General features: G+C 71.5%; 20 protein-coding genes. 14 read left to right on the forward strand and 6 right to left on the reverse strand.

Annotated elements, in window-relative coordinates; translation table 11 throughout:
* The first annotated feature begins 44 nt into the window (after positions 1-44).
* From NH287_RS07490 to NH287_RS07535, 10 genes are all read left to right on the forward strand, one after another.
* The gene (locus tag NH287_RS07490) at positions 45-788 is read left to right on the forward strand and encodes a phosphoadenylyl-sulfate reductase (protein WP_253035081.1); all 744 of its coding nucleotides are present in this window, start codon (positions 45-47) and stop codon (positions 786-788) included.
* Entirely contained in the window at positions 785-1801 is a 1017-nt protein-coding gene (gene cysD, locus NH287_RS07495; RefSeq protein WP_253035082.1) for a sulfate adenylyltransferase subunit CysD, read from the forward strand. Before NH287_RS07490 ends, cysD begins: the two co-directional genes overlap by 4 nt.
* Positions 1801-3111 (forward strand): sulfate adenylyltransferase subunit 1, encoded by a 1311-nt coding sequence (locus NH287_RS07500; protein ID WP_253035083.1) that lies wholly within the window; start codon positions 1801-1803, stop codon positions 3109-3111. Before cysD ends, NH287_RS07500 begins: the two co-directional genes overlap by 1 nt.
* 60 nt (positions 3112-3171) lie before the next feature.
* Positions 3172-4269 (forward strand): ABC transporter substrate-binding protein, encoded by a 1098-nt coding sequence (locus NH287_RS07505; RefSeq protein ID WP_253035084.1) that lies wholly within the window; start codon positions 3172-3174, stop codon positions 4267-4269.
* Positions 4270-4471: 202 nt separating this feature from the next.
* A complete protein-coding gene (locus NH287_RS07510) occupies positions 4472-5191 on the forward strand; it encodes an ABC transporter ATP-binding protein (RefSeq protein ID WP_253035107.1) in 720 nt (239 codons plus the stop codon).
* Positions 5181-6119 carry an ABC transporter permease gene (locus NH287_RS07515; protein WP_253035085.1) on the forward strand — a complete coding sequence of 313 codons (939 nt, stop codon included), beginning with the start codon at positions 5181-5183 and terminating at the stop codon, positions 6117-6119. Before NH287_RS07510 ends, NH287_RS07515 begins: the two co-directional genes overlap by 11 nt.
* Entirely contained in the window at positions 6116-6952 is an 837-nt protein-coding gene (gene cobA, locus NH287_RS07520; protein ID WP_253035086.1) for a uroporphyrinogen-III C-methyltransferase, read from the forward strand. Before NH287_RS07515 ends, cobA begins: the two co-directional genes overlap by 4 nt.
* A complete protein-coding gene (locus NH287_RS07525) occupies positions 6949-8364 on the forward strand; it encodes an FAD-dependent oxidoreductase (protein WP_253035087.1) in 1416 nt (471 codons plus the stop codon). Before cobA ends, NH287_RS07525 begins: the two co-directional genes overlap by 4 nt.
* Entirely contained in the window at positions 8361-8690 is a 330-nt protein-coding gene (gene fdxA / locus NH287_RS07530; RefSeq protein WP_253035088.1) for a ferredoxin, read from the forward strand. Before NH287_RS07525 ends, fdxA begins: the two co-directional genes overlap by 4 nt.
* Positions 8683-9657, forward strand: coding sequence for an NAD(P)/FAD-dependent oxidoreductase (locus NH287_RS07535; protein ID WP_253035089.1), 975 nt, complete (start codon positions 8683-8685; stop codon positions 9655-9657). The genes fdxA and NH287_RS07535 overlap by 8 nt, the downstream gene beginning before the upstream one ends.
* Before the next feature lie 24 nt (positions 9658-9681).
* On the opposite strand, the gene NH287_RS07540 is transcribed toward NH287_RS07535, so the two are convergent.
* Genes NH287_RS07540 through NH287_RS07550 form a run of 3 tightly spaced genes read right to left on the reverse strand, consistent with a single transcriptional unit; the run spans position 9682 to position 13060 of the window.
* The gene (locus NH287_RS07540) at positions 9682-10620 is read right to left on the reverse strand and encodes a hypothetical protein (protein ID WP_253035090.1); all 939 of its coding nucleotides are present in this window, start codon (positions 10618-10620) and stop codon (positions 9682-9684) included.
* A 37-nt stretch (positions 10621-10657) separates the two neighbouring features.
* Complete coding sequence (locus NH287_RS07545) at positions 10658-11770, reverse strand: beta-propeller fold lactonase family protein (protein WP_253035091.1); 1113 nt, start codon at positions 11768-11770, stop codon at positions 10658-10660.
* 3 nt (positions 11771-11773) lie between these two features.
* The gene (locus NH287_RS07550) at positions 11774-13060 is read right to left on the reverse strand and encodes an adenylosuccinate synthase (RefSeq protein WP_253035092.1); all 1287 of its coding nucleotides are present in this window, start codon (positions 13058-13060) and stop codon (positions 11774-11776) included.
* Between the two features lie 193 nt (positions 13061-13253).
* Here NH287_RS07550 and NH287_RS07555 point away from each other — a divergent pair, with 193 nt between their 5' ends.
* The 4 genes from NH287_RS07555 (at position 13254) to NH287_RS07570 (ending at position 16607) form a co-directional block, all read left to right on the forward strand.
* Positions 13254-14237, forward strand: a complete 984-nt coding sequence (locus NH287_RS07555) for a methionine ABC transporter ATP-binding protein (RefSeq protein WP_253035093.1) — start codon at positions 13254-13256, stop codon at positions 14235-14237.
* Positions 14234-14953 carry a methionine ABC transporter permease gene (locus NH287_RS07560; RefSeq protein WP_253035094.1) on the forward strand — a complete coding sequence of 240 codons (720 nt, stop codon included), beginning with the start codon at positions 14234-14236 and terminating at the stop codon, positions 14951-14953. Before NH287_RS07555 ends, NH287_RS07560 begins: the two co-directional genes overlap by 4 nt.
* Before the next feature lie 65 nt (positions 14954-15018).
* Positions 15019-15846, forward strand: coding sequence for a MetQ/NlpA family ABC transporter substrate-binding protein (locus tag NH287_RS07565; RefSeq protein ID WP_217528982.1), 828 nt, complete (start codon positions 15019-15021; stop codon positions 15844-15846).
* Positions 15847-15899: 53 nt separating this feature from the next.
* Positions 15900-16607, forward strand: a complete 708-nt coding sequence (locus tag NH287_RS07570) for a Pr6Pr family membrane protein (protein ID WP_253035095.1) — start codon at positions 15900-15902, stop codon at positions 16605-16607.
* Between the two features lie 32 nt (positions 16608-16639).
* Here the strand turns inward: NH287_RS07570 and NH287_RS07575 are convergent, their stop codons facing one another.
* Genes NH287_RS07575 through NH287_RS07585 form a run of 3 tightly spaced genes read right to left on the reverse strand, consistent with a single transcriptional unit; the run spans position 16640 to position 19456 of the window.
* Complete coding sequence (locus tag NH287_RS07575) at positions 16640-16906, reverse strand: hypothetical protein (protein ID WP_253035096.1); 267 nt, start codon at positions 16904-16906, stop codon at positions 16640-16642.
* Between the two features lie 16 nt (positions 16907-16922).
* Positions 16923-17936 carry a LacI family DNA-binding transcriptional regulator gene (locus NH287_RS07580; RefSeq protein ID WP_253035097.1) on the reverse strand — a complete coding sequence of 338 codons (1014 nt, stop codon included), beginning with the start codon at positions 17934-17936 and terminating at the stop codon, positions 16923-16925.
* On the reverse strand, positions 17933-19456 hold the full coding sequence (locus tag NH287_RS07585; RefSeq protein ID WP_253035098.1) for a sugar ABC transporter ATP-binding protein: 1524 nt from the start codon (positions 19454-19456) through the stop codon (positions 17933-17935). Before NH287_RS07585 ends, NH287_RS07580 begins: the two co-directional genes overlap by 4 nt.
* Between the last annotated feature and the right edge of the window lie 30 nt (positions 19457-19486).

Raw genomic sequence — 19486 nt, forward strand, 5'->3', positions numbered from 1 at the left:
TCGGGACACGCAAGAGGGCGAAGCGCGCGAGAGGAGGCGCTGCGGTGACCGTCTCCCTCGCCCCGCGCATCGCGGTCAAGCGCTCCCGCGACGAACTCGAGGCGCTCGCCGCGCAGGGGAACGCCGAGCTCGGCAGCCTCACCGACCACGAGGCATCCGCCGCCGAGGTGGTCGCGTGGGTCGCGCGCAACTTCGGGACGGATGCCGCCGCCGTCGCCTGCTCGATGGCCGACGCCGCGCTCCCGCACCTGGTGGCCGAGCAGCTGCCGGGCGTCGACGTGCTGTTCCTCGACACCGGGTATCACTTCACCGAGACGTACGCCACGCGCGACGAGGTGCAGCGCGCACTCGACGTGCGGATCGTCGACATCACCCCCGACCAGACCGTCGCCGAGCAGGATGCGCGGTTCGGAGCGAAACTCTTCGAGCGGGACGCGAGCCTCTGCTGCGCGCGCCGCAAGGTCGCCCCGCTGCAGCAGGCGCTCGGCGGCTATGAGGTGTGGTTCACCGGCGTGCGCCGCGACGAGGCGCCGACCCGCACGAACACGCCGCTGGTCACCTGGGACGAGCGCAACGGTCTCGTCAAGGTGAACCCGGTCGCCGCGTGGAACTTCGACGACGTGCTCTCCTACGCCGCCGCGCACAAGGCGCCGGTGAACCTGCTCGTCGGGTTCGGCTACCCCTCCATCGGCTGCGAGCCGTGCACGAGGCCGGTCGCCCCCGGCGAAGACCCCCGATCCGGCCGCTGGGCCGGTTCCGCCAAAATCGAATGCGGGCTCCACGAATGACTCTGTCGAACACGGCCACCGCCCCCACCACGCCACAGACTCGGAGATCTTCCGACAATCGGACCGATTCGGCCGAAACGTCCGACTCGCGGCAGATCTCCGACTCCCGGGATGCGCCCGCGGGCCTCAGCACGCTCGACCTGCTCGAGGCCGAGGCGATCCACGTCATCCGCGAGGTCGTCGCCGAGTTCGAGCGCCCGGTGCTGCTGTTCTCGGGCGGCAAGGACTCCGTCGTCGTGCTGCACCTCGCCACCAAGGCGTTCGCGCCGGGCAAGGTGCCGTTCCCGGTGCTGCACGTCGACACCGGACACAACTTCCCCGAGGTGCTCGCCTTCCGCGACGAGACGGTACAGCGCCTCGGCATCCGTCTCGCGGTCGCCCGCGTGCAGGACTACATCGACGACGGCCGCCTGCAGGAGCGCGCCGACGGCACCCGCAATCCCCTGCAGACGCTGCCGCTCCTCGACGCGATCGCCGCCGGCCGCCACGACGCCGTCTTCGGCGGCGCGCGTCGCGACGAGGACAAGGCCCGCGCCAAGGAGCGCATCATCTCGCTGCGCGACGAGTTCGGCCAGTGGGACCCGCGCAACCAGCGCCCCGAGCTCTGGAGCCTCTACAACGGCCGCCATACGCCCGGCCAGCACGTGCGTGCGTTCCCGATCTCGAACTGGACCGAGCTCGACGTGTGGCGCTACATCGAGCGCGAGGGCATCCCGCTGCCGTCGCTGTACTTCGCGCACGAACGCGAGGTCTATGCCCGCGACGGCATGTGGCGCCCGGTCGGCCCGTTCTCACCGCCGCGCGAGAGCGAGACGGTCGAAGTGCGCACCGTGCGCTACCGCACCGTGGGCGACATGAGCTGCACCGGAGCGGTGGAATCGGATGCCGCCGACCTCGCGTCGATCGTCGCCGAGGTCGCCGTCTCGACCCTCACCGAGCGCGGTGCGACACGCGCCGACGACCGCCTCAGCGAGGCGGCCATGGAGGACCGCAAGAAGGACGGGTACTTCTGATGACCGCGACACTAACCGCGCAGCCGACCCTTTTGCGCTTCGCCACGGCGGGCTCGGTCGACGACGGCAAGTCGACGCTCGTGGGCCGCCTGCTGCACGACTCCAAGGCGATCCTCGCCGACCAGCTCGAGCAGGTCGCCCGCACCTCGGCCGACCGCGGCTTCGCGCACGGCGAGGTCGATTTCGCCCTCCTGACCGACGGCCTCCGGGCCGAGCGCGAGCAAGGCATCACGATCGACGTGGCCTACCGCTACTTCTCCACGGGCGCGCGGTCGTTCATCCTCGCCGACTGCCCCGGCCATGTGCAGTACACGCGCAACATGGTCACCGGTGCGACGACCGCCGACGCGGTCGTGATGCTCGTCGACGGCCGCAAGGGCGTGCTCGAGCAGACGAAGCGTCACCTCGCCGTCGTCGCGCTACTGCGCGTTCCGCACGTCATCGTCGCGGTGAACAAGATCGACCTGATCGGCTTCTCGGCGGATGCCTTCGCCGACGTCGCCGCGCAGGCCCGTGCGGTCGCGGCCGAGCTGGGGATCGAGGATCTGCACGTGCTGCCCGTGTCGGCGCTCGAGGGCGACAATGTCGTCGAGCGCTCGGAGCGCACCCCCTGGTATGACGGGCCTGCTCTCCTCGAGCTGCTGGAGACGCTGCCCGCCGCAGACGACGCCGAGCGTCAGCTCGAGCCGCTGCGACTGGCGGTGCAGCTCGTGCTGCGTCCGCAGGGCGGTCTTGCGCCCGACATCGACGCCGACGAGGCCGAGGGTCTGCGCGACTACCGCGCCGTCGCCGGTCGCATCTCGAGCGGCGTCGTGCGCGTGGGAGACCGCGTGGAGATCTTCCCCGCCGCCCGCGCCACCACCGTCACCGGCATCCGGTCGGCCGGCGTCGAGGTCGAAGAGGCCACCGCTCCCCAGTCCGTGTCGCTCGAGTTCGAGGACGAGATCGACACCGCGCGCGGCGCGCTCGTGGTCGCCGCAGGCTCGCTGCCGACGGCACGTCGCGAGTTCGAGGCGGAGCTCTTCCAGCTCGACGCGCGGGCGCTGACGCCCGGCATCCGCGTCCTCGTCAAGCACGGCACCGCGACCGTGCAGGCCATCGTCGCGCAGATCGAGTCGCGCTACGACCTCGACGCACTGGTGCACGAGCCGGCGCAGACGCTCGAGACCAACGACATCGGCCGCGTGCGGCTGCGCCTGGCGGCCGACCTGCCGCTGGAGCCTTACCGCGCCAGCCGTCACGGGGGATCGTTCCTCGTGATCCATCCGTCCGACGGCGCCACGCTCGCCGCCGGCATCGTGCGCGACTGACCCGTCGCGCACACCCTTCCCACCCCGATCGAGCACCACCCGACCTAAGGAGGCGACACCGTGAACAACATCCGCACCGCGACCGCACGCCGTTCATTGACCACACTGGCAACCCTGGGGCTCGTGGCGGCAATGATGGCCGGCTGCGCCTCCGCCGCCGCGTCGCCCGGCGAGGCGTCGGGCGGCAGCGACAGCTCGTCGGTCGACGAGCTGCGCCTGGGATATTTCGCGAACGTCACCCACGCGCCGGCGCTCGTCGGCCTCGAAGAGGGACTCATCCAGGACGCGCTCGGCGACGTCGAGGTGACCACGCAGGTGTTCAACGCCGGACCCGCCGCCATCGAGGCGCTCTCGGCCGGCGCGATCGACGCGACCTACATCGGGCCGAACCCGTCGATCAACACCTTCATCCAGTCCGACGGCGAGTCGGCGCGCATCATCGCCGGCGCCGCGACCGGCGGTGCCGCGCTCGTCGTCCGCGAGGGCATCGACGACGCCGCCGACCTCGAGGGAACGATGATCGCCACGCCGCAGCTCGGCAACACCCAGGACGTCGCGGCGCGGGTCTGGCTCGCCGACGAGGGGTTCGAGACCGACACGTCGGGCGGCGGCGACGTCAACATCACGCCCACCGAGAACGCGCAGACGCTGACGCTGTTCCAGCAGGGCCAGCTCGACGGCGCGTGGCTACCGGAGCCCTGGGTCTCGCGGCTCATCATCGACGCCGGCGCGAAGGTGCTGCAGGACGAGGCCGACCTGTGGGAGGACGGCGAGTTCCCCACCACCGTGCTGCTGGTGCGCAAGGAGTTCCTCGATGAGCACCCCGACGTCGTCGCCGACCTGCTCGCGGGCCACCAGGCGTCGGTACAGTGGATCGCCGACAACGCCGCCGACGCCCCCGCCGTGATCAACGGCGCGATCGAGAAGGAAGCGGGAAAGCCGCTCGCCGACGCCGTCATCGAGCGCGCCCTCGAGCACGTCACCTTCTCGGTCGACCCGCACGCCGACACCTTCGAGACGCTCGTCGACAACGGCATTGGGGCAGGCACGCAGAAGGAGGGCTCGATCGAGGGCCTGTTCGATCTGCGCCTGCTCAACGAGCTGCTCGAGGGGAACGGCACCGAGCCGGTCTCGGCCGCAGGACTCGGCGAGGACTGACATGAGCACCGCTCCCGGTTCCGCCCCCGGGGCCGCACCGAGCTCGCCGGCTCAGACGCCGGCATCCCCGGAGGCGGGCGCACCCGGCGCGCCGGTCACCGCTGCGCCGGCAGCGCCGAGCGTGGCCGTGCCGTTCGCACCGAGCTTCGACGGTGTCGCGCCGGTGCCCGTGCCGGCGCCGGCCCCCGCCCCCGCCGTCCGCATCGACGGCGTGTCCAAGCGGTTCGGCGCCGGCCCGGTCGTGCTCGACGACGTGTCGCTCGACATCGCCCCCGGCGAGTTCGTGTGTCTCCTGGGCGCATCCGGCTGCGGCAAGTCCACGCTCCTCAACCTCATCGCCGGCCTCGATCGCCCCACGGCGGGTCGGATCGACACGCCCGTCGACGGTTCGGCCGTGATGTTCCAGGAGTCGGCCCTGATGCCGTGGCTCACCGCGCGCAAGAACGTCGAGCTCGCCCTGCGTCTGCGCGGGGTCCCCCGTGGCGAGCGCCGCGAGAAGGCGCTGACCCTGCTCGACACCGTGAATCTGGCGGATGCCTCCGAGAAGCGACCGCACGAACTCTCCGGCGGCATGCGACAGCGCGTCGCCCTCGCGCGGGCGCTCGCGCAGGACCGGCCGGTGCTCCTGATGGACGAGCCGTTCGCGGCACTCGACGCCATCACGCGGGACCTGCTGCACGAGGAGCTGGAGCGCGTGTGGCGGGCCACCGGCCGCACCATCGTGTTCGTCACGCACAACGTGCGCGAGGCGGCGCGTCTCGGTCAGCGCGTGGTGCTCATGGGCAGCCGCCCCGGGCGCGTCGTGCAGCAGTGGCAGATCGCGAAGACCACGGGGCGCCGCATCGAGTCGCCCGAGGTCGCCGCGCTCTCGGTGGAGATCACCGACCAGCTGCGGAAGGAGATCCGTCGCAATGCCGCATGACACCCTCACCGCCTCGAAGACGGATGCCGTCCACACCGGAAACCGGGCAGAGGCCGCACACTCCGACGAGCTGAGGTCGCTCGAGGCCGGGCTGGATCGCCTCCAGACCGACGCGAGCACCGGCCCGCGTCACTGGCGTCGCATCACCGCGAGCGTCGTTCCGCCGATCGTCTTCGTGATCCTCCTGATCGTCGCGTGGCAGCTGTACGTCGTGATCGCTCAGCCGCGGCCCGACATCGTCCCGGGGCCCGCCGACGTCGCGGCCGCGCTCGGGTCGGCGTGGGACGCGGGACGCCTGCAGGAGGCGGTGACCACGAGCCTCGAGCGAGGCATCATCGGTTTCCTCATCGCCATCGTCGTCGGCACCCCGATCGGCCTGCTGCTCGCCGAGGTGCGCCCCATCCGCCGTGCCGTCGGGCCCATCATCTCGGGCCTGCAGGTACTGCCGTCGGTCGCATGGGTGCCCGCCGCCATCATCTGGTTCGGCCTGTCGGACGCGACCGTGTACTTCGTGATCCTCATGGGCGCGATCCCGTCGATCGTCAACGGCCTCATCGCGGGCATCGACCAGGTGCCGCCGCAGCTGCGCCGCGTGGGGACCGTGCTCGGCGCTTCCCGCTGGCAGCTCGCGACCGCCGTCGTGCTCCCCGCCGCCCTCCCCGGCTACCTCGCTGGGCTCAAGCAGGGCTGGGCGTTCTCGTGGCGCTCGCTCATGGCCGCCGAGATCATCGCGATGGGCGGCACCATCGGCTTCGGACTCGGCTCGATGCTGCAGAACAGCCGCGATCTCGCCGACCTCGCCGGCGTGCTGGGCACCATCCTGGTGATCCTCGCCATCGGCGTGCTCATCGAGCTCGTCTTCTTCGGTCCCCTGGAGCGCCGGATGCTGCAGCGCCGGGGTCTTCTCATCACAGGAGGTTCCCGATGACCGCCCTCATACACGTGCCGGAGTCGACGCCCACCGGCAAGGTGTGGCTCGTCGGGGCCGGTCCCGGCGACGCGAGCCTCCTCACCGTCAAGGGACTGCGCGCCCTCGAGGCGGCCGACGTCATCGTCGCCGACCGGCTCGGCGCCCGGGCGGTGCTGGAAGGGCTCGCCGCCGACGGCGTCGAGCTCCGGGCCGAGGTCGTCGACGTCGGCAAGCTGCCCGGCCATCACGCCGTGCCGCAGGACGCCATCAACGCCCTCCTCGTGCAGCTCGCGCAGAGCGGCAAGACGGTCGTCCGCCTGAAGGGCGGCGACCCGTACGTCTTCGGCCGCGGCGGCGAGGAGCTGTTCGCCTGCCAGACGGCGGGCGTCACGGTCGAGGTCGTGCCGGGGATCACCAGCGCGATCTCGGTGCCCGCGATCGCCGGCATCCCGCTCACCCACCGCGGCGTCGCGACCGCGTTCACGGTCGCCACCGCCCACGACCAGATCGAGGCCCTCGGCGGCGGACGCGACCACACCGTCGTCCTGCTCATGGGGATCGGCACGCTGGCGAACTCCGCGATCACGCTGGCCCGCGGCGAGCGCGGGGCGGACTGCCCGGTCGCAGTCGTGGAGGACGGATACGGACCGCGCCAGCGGGTCACGGTCGGCACGCTCGCGACCATCGCGCACCAGGCCGCGGAACGAGGCATCCGCTCCCCCGCCGTCGTCGTCGTCGGCGACGTCGTGCGGCTGAGCCCCTACGCACCCGAGCAGCTCACCACCCGACATCTCACGCAGTACGACCCCCTCGCCGTTTCCGGCACCTCCCGAAAGGCCCCCACGCAGTGACCTCCTCGAGCCTCCAGAACCTGCGCGTCGCGATCGTCGGCGCCGGTCCCGCCGGCATCTACGCGGGCAACATCCTGACCACAACGGTGACCGCCGTCGGCGGTTCCGTCGAGATCGACCTCTTCGAGTCGCTGCCGGCGCCGTACGGCCTGATCCGGTACGGCGTCGCGCCCGATCACCCCCGCATCAAGGGCATCGTCAACTCGCTCCACGAGATGCTCGATCGCTCTTCGTTGGCCGCGCACCGTCGAGACACCCGGTTCATCGGCAACGTCGAGGTCGGCCGCGACATCGCCCTCGCCGAGCTGCACGAGCGGTACGACGCCGTGATCCTCGCCACCGGGGCGATCCGCGACGCGTCGCTCGACATCCCCGGCATCGACCTGCCCGGATCGTTCGGGGCCGCGGACTTCGTCGCGTGGTTCGACGGTCACCCCGACGTGCCCACGGAGTGGGCGCTCGACCAGCGCGAGGTCGCGGTCATCGGCAACGGCAATGTGGCGCTCGACGTCGCCCGCATCCTCGCCAAGCACGCCGTCGACCTGCGCTCGACCGAGGTCCCCGACAACGTGCTCGCCGGGCTGGAGGCATCCGCCGTCACCGATGTGCACGTCTTCGGCCGCCGCGGACCCGCCGACATCAAGTTCACGCCGATCGAGCTGCGCGAGCTGGGCGAGGTGCCGAACGTCGACATCGTCGTGAGCGACGAGGACTTCGCCCACCTCGAAGGCCTCACACCGGCGAACAACCAGCTCAAAGTGATGCTGCGCATCCTCGAGAGCTGGCGCACGCGGGAGTCGACCGGTGCGAGCCGCCGCCTGCACCTGCACTTCTACCACTCGCCCGTCGAGGTGCTCGGCGACGCCAGGGTGGAAGGGCTGCGTTTCGAGCGCACCGAGCCCGTCGGCGACGGCCGGGTGCGCGGCACCGGCGCGTTCCGGGACTACGCGGTGCAGCAGGTGTACCGCGCCGTCGGCTACTACGGCACGCCTGTCGTCGACGCGCCGTTCGACGAGAAGGCCGGCGTCGTCTCGAACGTCGAGGGACGGGTGACGGATGCCTCCACCACCGGCGACGCCGACGCACCGGTGATCCCGGGCCTCTACGCCACCGGATGGATCAAGCGCGGGCCCGTGGGACTCATCGGCCACACCAAGTCCGACGCGATGGAGACGATCGCCCACCTCGTGGCCGACGTCGAGGCCGGCCGGCTCGTCGCCCCCACTCTGGATGAAGACGTGCTCGACCTGCTCGACGAGCGCGAGGTCGCCTACACGACGTGGGACGGCTGGCTCGCCCTCGACGCGCACGAGCGGTCGCTCGGCGCCGAGCACGTCCACACCCGCGAGCGCGTCAAGGTGGTGCCGCGCGACGAGCAGGTCGGGATCTCGCGGGGAGCGCTCGTCCGGTGACGTATGTGATCGCGCTGCCGTGCGTCGATGTCAAGGACCGCGCCTGCATCGACGAGTGCCCGGTCGACTGCATCTACGAGGGCACGCGGTCGCTGTACATCCACCCCGACGAGTGCGTGGACTGCGGCGCCTGCGAACCGGTCTGCCCCGTCGAGGCGATCTACTACGAGGACGACCTGCCCGACCAGTGGCAGGACTACTACACCGCGAACGTCGAGTTCTTCGATGACATCGGCTCGCCGGGCGGCGCGGCGAAGACCGGCGTGATCGCGAAGGACCATCCCGTGATCGCCGCCCTGCCTCCCCAAGGAGAAGGCCATGGCTGACACCCCTCCCGCCTCGGCGGACGCGCCGCCCACCGAGGTCGACGTCGTCGTCGTCGGCGGCGGTCCCGCCGGGCTCTCCGCGGCGCTGAACCTCGCGCGCGCGCGTGCGTCGGTGGTGGTCGTGGACGCCGGCCGGCCCCGCAACGCCGCCACGCTGCGCTCGCATGGGTTCCTCACACGCGACGGGGTCTCGCCCCTCGAGCTGCGCAAGCTGGCCAGGGCGGAGCTCACCGCCTACCCGAACGTGACGGTGTACGACCGCATCGCCGCGACGGCTCTCCTCGAGAAGGACTGCGGCGACGGACGCCGATTCATCGCGGCGCTGAGCGGCCGTGGCGCGAGCATCCCGCCCGCTGTCTCGGCGCGCTCGGTGCTCGTCGCGACGGGTCTGCGCGAGACGCTCCCGGACATCCCGAGCCTCCGCGCGTTCTACGGGATGACCGTCTTCAGCTGCGCCGCGTGCGACGCGTGGGAGCTGCAGGACCGGCCCCTCGCGCTCATCGGCGAGACGCCCGACCTCGCGGTGAGGGCGCGGCTGATCGCGCGCTGGACCGACCGGCTCACCGTCTTCACGCACGGCTCGGACGCCGTGAACACGGTCGAAGAGGCCGAGCTCGCGGCATCCGGGATCGTCGTCGAACGCCGCCGGATCGACGACCTCGAAGGCGACAGGGGCGCCGTGTCGGCGGTGCGCCTGCAGGGGGGCGGACGCGTCGAGGTCGACGGCGGGTTCGTGCGCCCGCAGTGGCATCCGGCGCTGGACTTCCTGGGCGGCCTCGATCTCGAGCGCGACGGGTTCGGCAACCTGGTGACGGACCGCTCCGGGCGCACGTCCGTGCGAGGACTGTACGCCGCGGGGGATGCCGCCTCCCCCGGCCCGCAGCAGCTCATCGTCGCCGCAGGCCAAGGAGCCCGAGCCGCGGCCGTGCTCGTGCACGACCTCGTCGGCGTGCGCACCGCCCACTGATCACGGCGCTGCGCACGCCGCGGCTCACTTCTTGCTGAGCTTGTCTTTGACGACGCCCGCCGCCTTGTCCATCACGTTGGGCTTGGCGTCCGTACCGTAGAACCGCGGGTCGGGCTGCGTCGGAGTCGGCATCAGCACCGACGTCGTCGGCCCGTCGAGGTAGGTGAACTCGCCTTTGCCGTCGGGTGTCGCGCCGGCCGCCCAGCTCCCCTCCGCCGCGGCGGCGACAGCCTCAGCGTGCTGGTGTTCCCGCAGACCTTCGGCCCCGGCGGCGCCCAGTCCTGCCTCGATGTCGTCACCGAGGACGACGGGGGCTTCGGCGCGAGCAGCTGCGGCGCCGAGGCATACCCGGCGACCGCCTCGATGGAGATCGACCGCCTCTCCCCCGACGCTCTCCGCGACTCCTTCCCCGACGGCACGTCGCTTGATCCTGGTCGCCTCGGATTCGGCGGGCTTCTCGTCGCGCACCCGCGCTCCCCGCGCCGCCGACCGCTTCGAACGCGAGGAACGCTTCGAACGCGAGGAACGCGACCAGCGCGAGGACCCCGCAGGCCGCGGCGCGCGAGCCCCCGACTGCTCGGCGCCCGCGGCATCCGACCCTCGCAGACTCTGACCCCGGCTGCGACGCTCCCACATCGTGCGCAGCCAGCCCGGATTCAGGGCGAGTGCGACCACGATCCCCGCGAGGTGCGCGACGGAGTTCACGAGATCGTCGAGCGGACCCCAGACCTCGATCCCGCCGCCGCCGCGGTCGTCCGCGACGATCGGGTCCGGGCTCGTCCACGGCTCGCGCGCGTAGTCCTCGTCGACACCGACCGCACCCACGTCGAAGCCGCCCTCGTCCGCGTAGATGAGGGCGACGATGCCCGCCACGACCAGGCCCGCGATCCAGACGAAAGCGGTGAAACCGCCCAGCCGCGCGATCGCCGTCCGGCTCGCGCCCGTCTGCCCGCCCGCGCTCATGTTCCCCTCCGCCCCGACACGTTACCGGGCACGGGAGTCAGGACGAGAAGGCTAGGAGCGCCGTCGGCGACGGTGCTATCGTCCGGTGCCGGACGCGGCCAGGGACCCCCGTGCGATCCTCGATCGCGAGCGAGGCGACCTCGTCGGCCCGCTCACCCGCGACGAGCAGCGTGTCGCGCGCGACGACGTGGTGACGCGGCCACACCGTGCCCGCCTCGGCGAGCGCGATCGGCTGCAGGGTCTCGCCGCCGCCGCGCACCTTGACGGTCGCGATCGTGTCGCTGCCGCGCAGCCCCGCATAGAGGAAGACACCGTCGGCGGACATCGCGAGCTCCGCGCCCCTGTCGCCCGGGAAGGCGCCCAGCTGCGCCCCGCCCACCAGGCGCCATTCGCCGGCGGCATCCGCCGCGAGCGCGAACACCTCGCCCGAGTACTCCGTCACGACGCACACGTGGCCGCTCGGGTGCGCCCGCAGGTGGCGCGGGCCGGTGCCGGTCGGCAGGGCGAGGCGCTGCACCTCGCGGCCGCCGCGCCAGAAGCGCACGAGATCGAGGCCGAGGTCGGTCGTCGCGATCACTCCGCCGGGCAGCGCGGCCGCCTGGTGCGCGTGCGACGGCCGGCCCGGCGCGGGTCTGGCCGCATCCGTCTCGTCGTCGGCGTGCGGGATGAGGTGGGCGTACTCCGCGCCGGCGACGGCACGCAGCGCGCGGGCCGCAGCGGTGAGATCGGATGCCGGTCCGCCCTCGGCCGCGGCCGTCCACGCGCGGGCGGACCCGGCCCGCCCGTCGGGAGCGAGCGCGACGCGCACCACCGCACCGTCGCCGTAGCAGGAGACGATCAGCGCGTCCTCGAGCGCGAGCACGTGGCAGGGGCTCTCGCCCACGGCCACCTCGGGTCCGAGCGGAGCGAACGTGCGCTCCCCCGTCTGACGGTAGGCGCGAACGGTGCCGCGGCCCTCGAGCGTCGCGTAGACGACGTCGAGGGACGGGTGCCGCGCGATCCACGACGGCGACTCGGCCGCGACGACGTCGCCGCCGAAGCCGAGGGGCCCGCTCGCCAACGGCGATGCGGCGCTCCCGGCATCCAGCAGTCCGATGCCCGTCGCCGACCCGCCCATGTCGGCGGAGTACCCGCCGAGCAGGAACCGCACGGGTCAGTCGAGCAGGTCGTGGCGCACGATGACCGCGTCGCGCGCGGGCCCGACGCCGATGACCGAGATGCGCGTGCCGCTCATCTTCTCGAGGGCGAGCACGTAGTCCTGCGCGGTCTGCGGCAGGTCCTCGAAGGTGCGGGCGGTCGAGATGTCCTCGCTCCAGCCGGGGAAGTTCTCGAGGATCGGCGTCGCGTGGTGGAAGTCGGTCTGGTTGACCGGCACCTCGTCGAAACGCTGTCCGTCGACGTCGTAGGCGACGCAGACGGGGATCTCCTTCAGGCCCGTGAGGATGTCGAGCTTGGTGAGCACGAGGTCGGTGATGCCGTTGATCCGCGTCGCGTAGCGCGTGATCGGGGCGTCGTACCAGCCGACGCGGCGGGGCCGGCCGGTCGTCGTGCCGAACTCGAACCCGCGGGAGCGCAGGAAGTCGCCGTCCTCGTCGAACAGCTCGGTCGGGAACGGACCCGAGCCGACACGCGTCGTGTACGCCTTCACGATGCCGACGATGCGGTCGAGGCGGTTCGGCCCGACGCCCGATCCGGTCGATGCGCCGCCCGCCGTCGCGGAGGACGACGTGACGAACGGATACGTGCCGTGGTCGATGTCGAGCATCGTCGCCTGGCCGCCCTCGAAGACGACGACGTCGCCGGCATCGAGCGCGTCGCTCAGCAGCAGACCGGTGTCGCACACCATGGGCCGCAGGCGCTCGGCGTACGAGAGCAGGTCGTCGACGACCTCGTCGACGGTGATGGCGCGGCGGTTGAAGACCTTCACCAGCAGGTGGTTCTTCTGGTCGAGGGCGCCCTCGACCTTCTGGCGCAGGATGTTCTCGTCGAACAGGTCCTGCACCCGGATGCCGGTGCGGTTGATCTTGTCGGCGTAGGTGGGGCCGATGCCGCGACCGGTCGTGCCGATCATGCGCTTGCCGAGGAAGCGCTCGGTGACCTTGTCGAGCGTGCGGTGGTACTGCGTGATGATGTGCGCGTTGGCGCTCACCTTCAGCCGCGAGACGTCGACGCCGCGGGCCTGCAGGGCGCCGAGCTCGGCGAAGAGCACCTCGAGGTCGATGACGACACCGTTGCCGATGACGGCGTTGACGCCCGGCGACAGGATGCCGCTGGGCAGCAGGTGCAGGGCGTACTTCTCGTCGCCGATCACCACGGTGTGGCCGGCGTTGTTGCCGCCGTTGAACTTGACGACCCAGTCGGTGCGCTCACCCAGGAGGTCGGTGGCTTTGCCCTTGCCCTCGTCTCCCCATTGAACGCCGACGATCACGATGCCTGGCATGGGCTCTCCCCCGTTATCGGACGGTTACACCCCATCCTATCGGGCCGGGTCCGCGGCCCGAACCGCGGCATCCGCCCCGCAACGCGACGTCACACGATTTGTCGTCGTCGGCACGGGTTGGGTTGCATCGAGGGGACTGCGCGCGGAAACCGCGCCATCGTTCCCCCACCCCCACCATCCGAGAGGACGGCCGTTGATCGCGCTCGATCGGGTCTCGAAGCACTACGGCGGTGTCGCCGCCGTAGATGACGTCTCGCTGACCATCCCCACCGGCGAGGTGTTCGGCATCGTCGGTCAGAGCGGCGCCGGCAAGAGCACCCTCGCCCGCATCGTCAACCTCCTCGAACGGCCCGACCACGGCACCGTGACCGTGGACGACGTCGAGCTCACGGCACTGGGCGAGACGGAGCTGCGTGCGGCCCGCCGCCGGATCGGCATGGTCTTCCAGCGGTTCAACCTGCTCAGCAGCCGCACCGTGCGCGGCAACGTCGAGCTCGCCCTCGAGCTCGACGGCGGCTCCCGCGCCGCCCGTCGCGACCGCGCGCAGGAGATGCTCGACCTCGTCGGCCTCGGCTACCGCGGCGACGCGTCGATCCACGAGCTGTCGGGCGGTCAGCAGCAGCGCGTCGGCATCGCCCGCGCCCTCGCCTCGCGGCCGAGCGTGCTGCTCTCGGACGAGGCGACCAGCGCCCTCGACCCCGAGACGACGGACTCGATCCTCGAGCTGTACCGCCGCATCAACGAGGAGCTCGGACTCACGGTCCTCCTCATCACACACGAGATGGACGTCGTGAAGTCCACCTGCCACTCGGCCGCACTCCTCGAGCAGGGCCGCGTCGTCGAGCAAGGGCGTCTCGTCGACGTCATCCGCACGCCCGGCTCGCGTCTCACCTCGCAGCTGTTCCCGCTCGGCCCTGTGCCCGTCGGCGTACCCGCCGACGCGACCGTCATCGACATCACCTTCGCGGGCGGCACCGCCGACCGGCCCGTCATCGCACGGCTCGCACGCGACCACGACGCCGACGTATCGATCCTCGGCGCCGTCGTCGAGCGCATCGCCGGAACCCAGGCCGGCCGCACCCGCCTCGAGGTGCCCGGCCACGTCGCCGCGGCCGTCATCGCGGACCTCCGCGCGCAGGGCCTGCTCATCGAGGTCCTCCAGGGGGTGGCCGCATGAACCAGCAGCTGATCGACGTCCTGCTGAAGGCCACCGGCGAGACGCTCTACATGGTCGGCGTGGCCCTGCTCGTCACGATCGTCGTCGGGCTGCCGCTCGGCGTCGTGCTCGTCGGCACCGAGGCCGGCCGGTTCCTCGAGCGTCCGTTCGGGTCGCGCGCCGCGGGTGTCGCCATCAACCGGGCGCTCGACTTCATCGTCAACTTCGGCCGGTCGGTGCCGTTCATCATCCTGATGGTCGCCCTCATCCCCGTCACGCGCGCCCTCGTGGGCACCTTCATCGGATCGACCGCGGCCATCGTCCCGCTGTCGGCCGTCGCGATCCCGTTCTTCGCCCGGATGGTGGAGATCGCGGTCAAGGAGGTCGATCCCGGTCTGCTCGAGGTCGCCTCGTCCCTGGGCGCGAGCCGGTGGCAGCTGGTGACCAAGGTGCTGCTGCCCGAGGCCGCCCCCGCCGCGCTCCTCGGCCTGTCGACCACGGTCACCTCGATCATCAACTTCTCGGCGATGGTCGGCACGGTCGCCGGCGGCGGACTCGGCGACGTCGCGATCCGCTACGGCTATCAGCAGTACAGCTGGATCCACATCGTCGCGGTCATCGTCATCATCTTCGCGATCGTGATGGTGCTGCAGAGCCTCGCCGCCTGGGGCGCCCGGCGCCTCGGCCGACGCAGCACCCGCCGCAGCGCGCGCGTCGCCGCGGCATCCACCGTCTAATCCGCCCCTCCCTCCTCCGGCCGTCCCGACGCCGGTCCCCCGCACCACCGACGAAAGGCATCACGATGTCCCGCACCCTCCGTTCCGCCCTCCTGGCCACCGCCGCCGCCACCGCGCTCCTGCTCAGCGGCTGCGCCTCGACGCCCTCCGCCGGTGGTGAGGGCGACGGCGACGGCCTCGGCACGCTCAAGGTCGGCGCGCTGCAGACGCCGGCCGGCGACATCCTCAACCACATCGCCGAGACGAGTGCGAAGGAGGCGGGACTCACCATCGAGTTCGTGCCCTTCACCGACTACAACACGCCCAACACCGCGCTGGCCGACGGGTCGATCGACGCGAACCTGTTCCAGAACGCGACCTTCCTCGAGACCTTCAACGAGCAGGCCGGCGGCGAACTGGTCAGCCTCGGCGAGGCATACCTGCCGAGCGCAGCGTTCTACTCCGACAAGGTGTCGAGCCTCGACGACCTCGCCGACGGCGCGAGCATCGCGATCCCCAACGACCCGACCAACGAGGGACGGGCGCTGAAGCTGCTGGCATCCGAGGGCCTCATCGAGGTCACCGACGACGTCGTCGACCTGAGCGGTGTCACCGCCAACCCCAAGGACTTCGAGTTCCGCGAGATCGAGAACGCGACGCTGCCGCAGGCGCTGCCCGATGTGGATGCCGCCTTCGTCACCATCTCGTTCGCCCTGCCCGCCGGCCTCACGAGCGACAAGGCGATCCTGCTCGAGGGCGAGGACAGCCCGTACTACAACGTCCTCGCGACGCGCCCCGAACTGAAGGACGACGCCCGCGTGCAGAAGCTCTACGAGCTGCTGACCTCGCAGGAGACCGCCGACTTCGAGAACGAGACCTGGGGCGGCCTCGTCGTCCCCGTCGTCAAGGGCTGACCTCTCCCCTTGCGCGCGGCCCGCACCGCGGGGCCGCGCGCTAGGGTTCGGTCATGCGTACCCGAACGTGGCCGACGGTGTGGTCGGTCGTCAGGCTGCTCGCCGCCGCGGTCCTCATGACCGCCGTCGTCGGACAGTTCGTCACCACGGTCCGCTTGGCGATCGCAAACGACCGCGACGTGACGACCACGATCGCGAACTTCTTCAGCTTCTTCACGATCCTGTCGAACCTCGTCGGGGCCATCGCCCTGCTGGCGGCGGTCATCTGGTTCTTCATGCGACCGCCGCACGAAGACCGCGAACCCCGGGGGATCGCCGTCGCCCTGGCCGCAGCCACGACCTACCTCACGATCACCGGCGTGGTCTACAACCTGCTGCTGCGTGGGCTGCCCACGGCCGACGACCACGTCGCCTGGGCCAACGAGATCCTCCACGTCGTCGCGCCGCTGTTCCTCGTGATCGACCTGCTCGTCGCGCCCACCCACCGCGCTTTGCGGTGGCGGTCGGTCCTCGTCATCCTCGCCGTCCCGATCCTCTGGATCGTCTACACCCTGATCCGCGGACCGTTCGTGACCGACCCGGTGCGCGGCGTCGCGTTCTGGTACCCGTACCCGTTCCTGAACCCGAACGGGGTCGCCGGGTGGGGCGGTGTCTGGGCGTACGTCGCCGGGATCGCCGTCACCTTCGTCGTCGTCGGCACGATCGTCGTCGCCGTCGGGCGCCTGCGCACCCGCGGGGCGCGTTCCGCCCTCACGGTCTGAACCCCGGATCATTCCGAGGGCGGTCGCGCGCGTCAGCTGCGCCAGCCGGCGAGCTTGCGGCGCAGCGGAGTCACCTGCCGCAGCTTGAACAGGACGTACTCGAGCGCTGCGGATTCCGTGTCGAAGGTCTGCAGCGTGCGTCCCATGACACCGCCGCGCTCGTCCGACACCCACGCCTGCCACTGCGCATCCGTGCGCGTGAGCAGCACCGCGTTCATGTGGACTTCGCCCACGCCGTACAGGACGGGCGCATCGAGGGACTCTTCGCGGACGATCGCCATCAGTTCCTCGACGCTCATCCGTGGACCTCCGGGATCATTCCGCGGCGCGCGAGGACTCGCGCACGATCAGGTGGGTCGGGAGCGGGGTGTCCTCGGTGAGTCCGTCGGGCTCCTCGACGGCGAGGAGCACCTTCTGCATCATGAGCTCGCCGAGGGCACGGAAGTCCTGCCGCACGGTCGTGAGCGGCGGCGACAGGTAGGCGGCCTCGGGCACGTCGTCGAACCCCACGACGGCGACGTCCTCGGGGACGCGCAGCCCGCGGGCGCGCAGCGCCGAGAGCAGACCGATCGCCATGTGGTCGTTGCCCACGAAGACCGCGTCACCCGGGGAGAGGTCGAGCGACCGTCCGATCTCGGCCCCGCTCGCCGCGGTCCAGTCGCCGTGGCGCGGCTCCACCACCGCCAGCTGGCGGGCCGCGAGCTCGTCGCGCCAGCCGCGGATGCGCTCGACGGCATCCGGATTCCGCACCGGACCCGCGATGTGGAGGATGCGGCGGTGCCCCAGCTCGGCGAGGTGACGCACGGCCGACCGCGCGCCGCGGTACTGATCGATCGACACGAGCTGCGGATGCCGGCGCTGCGTCGCGGCGGCGGCGACCATCGGCACACCGAGGTCGAGTCCGCGCACGACCTCGAGGACGCCGAGGTCGGTCACGACGAGGACGATCGCGTCGACGCGCTGCCGGAGGAGCCCTTCGACGACCGAGCGGATGCTGGCGGCATCCGTGTCGGGCGCGGTCACCGAGTCGACGGAGTACCGCTCCACGCGCGCCGCGACGTTGAAGTGCATCGCGATCGAGGTGGGCCCGAAGTCCGCCGTCCCCGGCGTGATCAGACCGATCGTGCGGGTGCGCTTGGTGACGAGGGCACGGGCGGCCGGTGACGGGCTGTAGCGCAGCTGTGCCATCGCCTGCTCGACCCGCGCGCGGGTGGCGGGCCGGACGTTCGGCAGGTCGTTGAGCACCCGCGAGACGGTCTGGTGCGAGACGCCGGCGAGGCGCGCGACGTCGAAGATGTTCGCGGACTTCGCGCCGCGCTCGTCGCTCACGACTCGTCCTCGGGTCGGGCCACGAGCGCCAGCAGCGAGTCGACGGTGAGCGAATCGGCGGGGATGGTGTCGACGAGTCGACCGCCGCGCATGATCGCGATCCGGTTGGAGACCCGCAGGACCTCCTCGAGCTCCGCCGAGATGAAGAGCACCGACAGACCGTTGTCGGCGAGGTCGGCGACGAGCCGCTGGATCTCGACCTTCGCGCCGACGTCGATGCCGCGGGTCGGCTCGTCGAGCACGAGCACCCGGGGTGACAGCGCGAGCAGCCGCGCGAGCAGTACCTTCTGCTGGTTGCCGCCGGACAGGGTGCCCGCGGGCCGGTCCGGATCGGCGGGACGGATGTCGAGCGCCTCGATCCAGCTGAGCGCGAGTTCGCGTCGGCGGGCCCGCGAGAGCCGGTGCAGGATGCCGCGATCGGCCTGCAGCGCGAGGGTGATGTTGTCCTGCACGCTGAGCTCGCCGATGATCCCCTCGGTGCGCCGGTTCTCGGACGAGTAGACGATCCCCTGCCCGATCGCCCGGCGCGGCGTCGCGAGCACGGCGGGCGCACCGCGGACCTCGATCTCACCGGCATCCGGTCGATCCACCCCGGTCAGCGCGCGCGCCAGTTCGGACCGCCCCGAACCCAGGAGCCCCGCAAGACCCACGACCTCGCCCTCGCCGATCGCCAGGGTCGCCGAGGTCAGCCCCGTCCCCGAGGCGAGGCCGCGTCCGGCGAGGGCGACGGGAGAGGATGCCGCGGCATCCTCCCGCTGATGGACGTCGAGCTCGTCGGCCCCGCGTCCGAGCATCTTCTCGACGAGGTCGATGCGCAAGAGCTCGGTCGGCACGTACTCGCCGATGCGCCGGCCGCCGCGCAGCACCGTGATGCGGTCGCAGATCTCGTAGACCTGGTCGAGGAAGTGCGAGACGAACAGCACCGCGACACCGCGGGAGGTCAGTTCGCGGATGACGCGGAAGAGCTCGGCGACCTCGTCGAGGTCGAGGCTCGAGGTCGGCTCGTCGAGCACCACGACACGGGCGTCGACCGAGATGGCCCGCGCGATCGCGACGAGCTGCTGGATCGCCAGGGAGTGCCGCGACAGTCGCGTGCGGGGGTCGATGTCGAGCCCCAGTCCCTCGAGGATCTCGCCCGCGCGGCGGTGCGTCTCGCGCCAGTCGATCGCCCCGAACCGCCTGCTCTCACGCCCCAGCAGCACGTTCTCGCCGACCGACAGGTTCGGCAGCAGGTCGATCTCCTGATAGACGGCGCTGATCCCCGCGGCGAGCGCATCGGCGGGCGAGACGAAGTGCACTGGCTCGCCGCCGACGCGGATCGTCCCGGCATCCGGTCGCAGAGCACCCGTGATCGCCTTGATGAGCGTCGACTTGCCGGCGCCGTTCTCACCCATCAGGGAGTGGACCTCGCCGGGCAGCAGACGGAAGTCGACGGCGTCGAGCACCGTCTCGGAGCCGAAGCGAACGGTCGCGCCGGTCACTTCGACGACCGGCGCGACCGCTGCTTCGCGCGCATCCATACGGACCATCATGCCCGCGGTGAGCTCCCC

This window comes from Microbacterium sp. CnD16-F (assembly GCF_024124465.1).
GTDB classification, from domain to species: Bacteria; Actinomycetota; Actinomycetes; order Actinomycetales; family Microbacteriaceae; genus Microbacterium; species Microbacterium gawkjiense.

What these genes read in the sequence shown, in the direction of transcription:
- cysD (WP_253035082.1), top strand. Translation starts at nt 785, where the DNA reads ATGACTCTGTCGAACACGGCCACCGCCCCCACCACGCCACAGACTCGG.
- NH287_RS07500 (WP_253035083.1), top strand. Translation starts at nt 1,801, where the DNA reads ATGACCGCGACACTAACCGCGCAGCCGACCCTTTTGCGCTTCGCCACG.
- NH287_RS07515 (WP_253035085.1), top strand. Translation starts at nt 5,181, where the DNA reads ATGCCGCATGACACCCTCACCGCCTCGAAGACGGATGCCGTCCACACC.
- cobA (WP_253035086.1), top strand. Translation starts at nt 6,116, where the DNA reads ATGACCGCCCTCATACACGTGCCGGAGTCGACGCCCACCGGCAAGGTG.
- NH287_RS07535 (WP_253035089.1), top strand. Translation starts at nt 8,683, where the DNA reads ATGGCTGACACCCCTCCCGCCTCGGCGGACGCGCCGCCCACCGAGGTC.
- NH287_RS07540 (WP_253035090.1), bottom strand. Translation starts at nt 10,620, where the DNA reads ATGAGCGCGGGCGGGCAGACGGGCGCGAGCCGGACGGCGATCGCGCGG.
- NH287_RS07550 (WP_253035092.1), bottom strand. Translation starts at nt 13,060, where the DNA reads ATGCCAGGCATCGTGATCGTCGGCGTTCAATGGGGAGACGAGGGCAAG.
- NH287_RS07560 (WP_253035094.1), top strand. Translation starts at nt 14,234, where the DNA reads ATGAACCAGCAGCTGATCGACGTCCTGCTGAAGGCCACCGGCGAGACG.
- NH287_RS07565 (WP_217528982.1), top strand. Translation starts at nt 15,019, where the DNA reads ATGTCCCGCACCCTCCGTTCCGCCCTCCTGGCCACCGCCGCCGCCACC.
- NH287_RS07570 (WP_253035095.1), top strand. Translation starts at nt 15,900, where the DNA reads ATGCGTACCCGAACGTGGCCGACGGTGTGGTCGGTCGTCAGGCTGCTC.
- NH287_RS07575 (WP_253035096.1), bottom strand. Translation starts at nt 16,906, where the DNA reads ATGAGCGTCGAGGAACTGATGGCGATCGTCCGCGAAGAGTCCCTCGAT.
- NH287_RS07585 (WP_253035098.1), bottom strand. Translation starts at nt 19,456, where the DNA reads ATGGATGCGCGCGAAGCAGCGGTCGCGCCGGTCGTCGAAGTGACCGGC.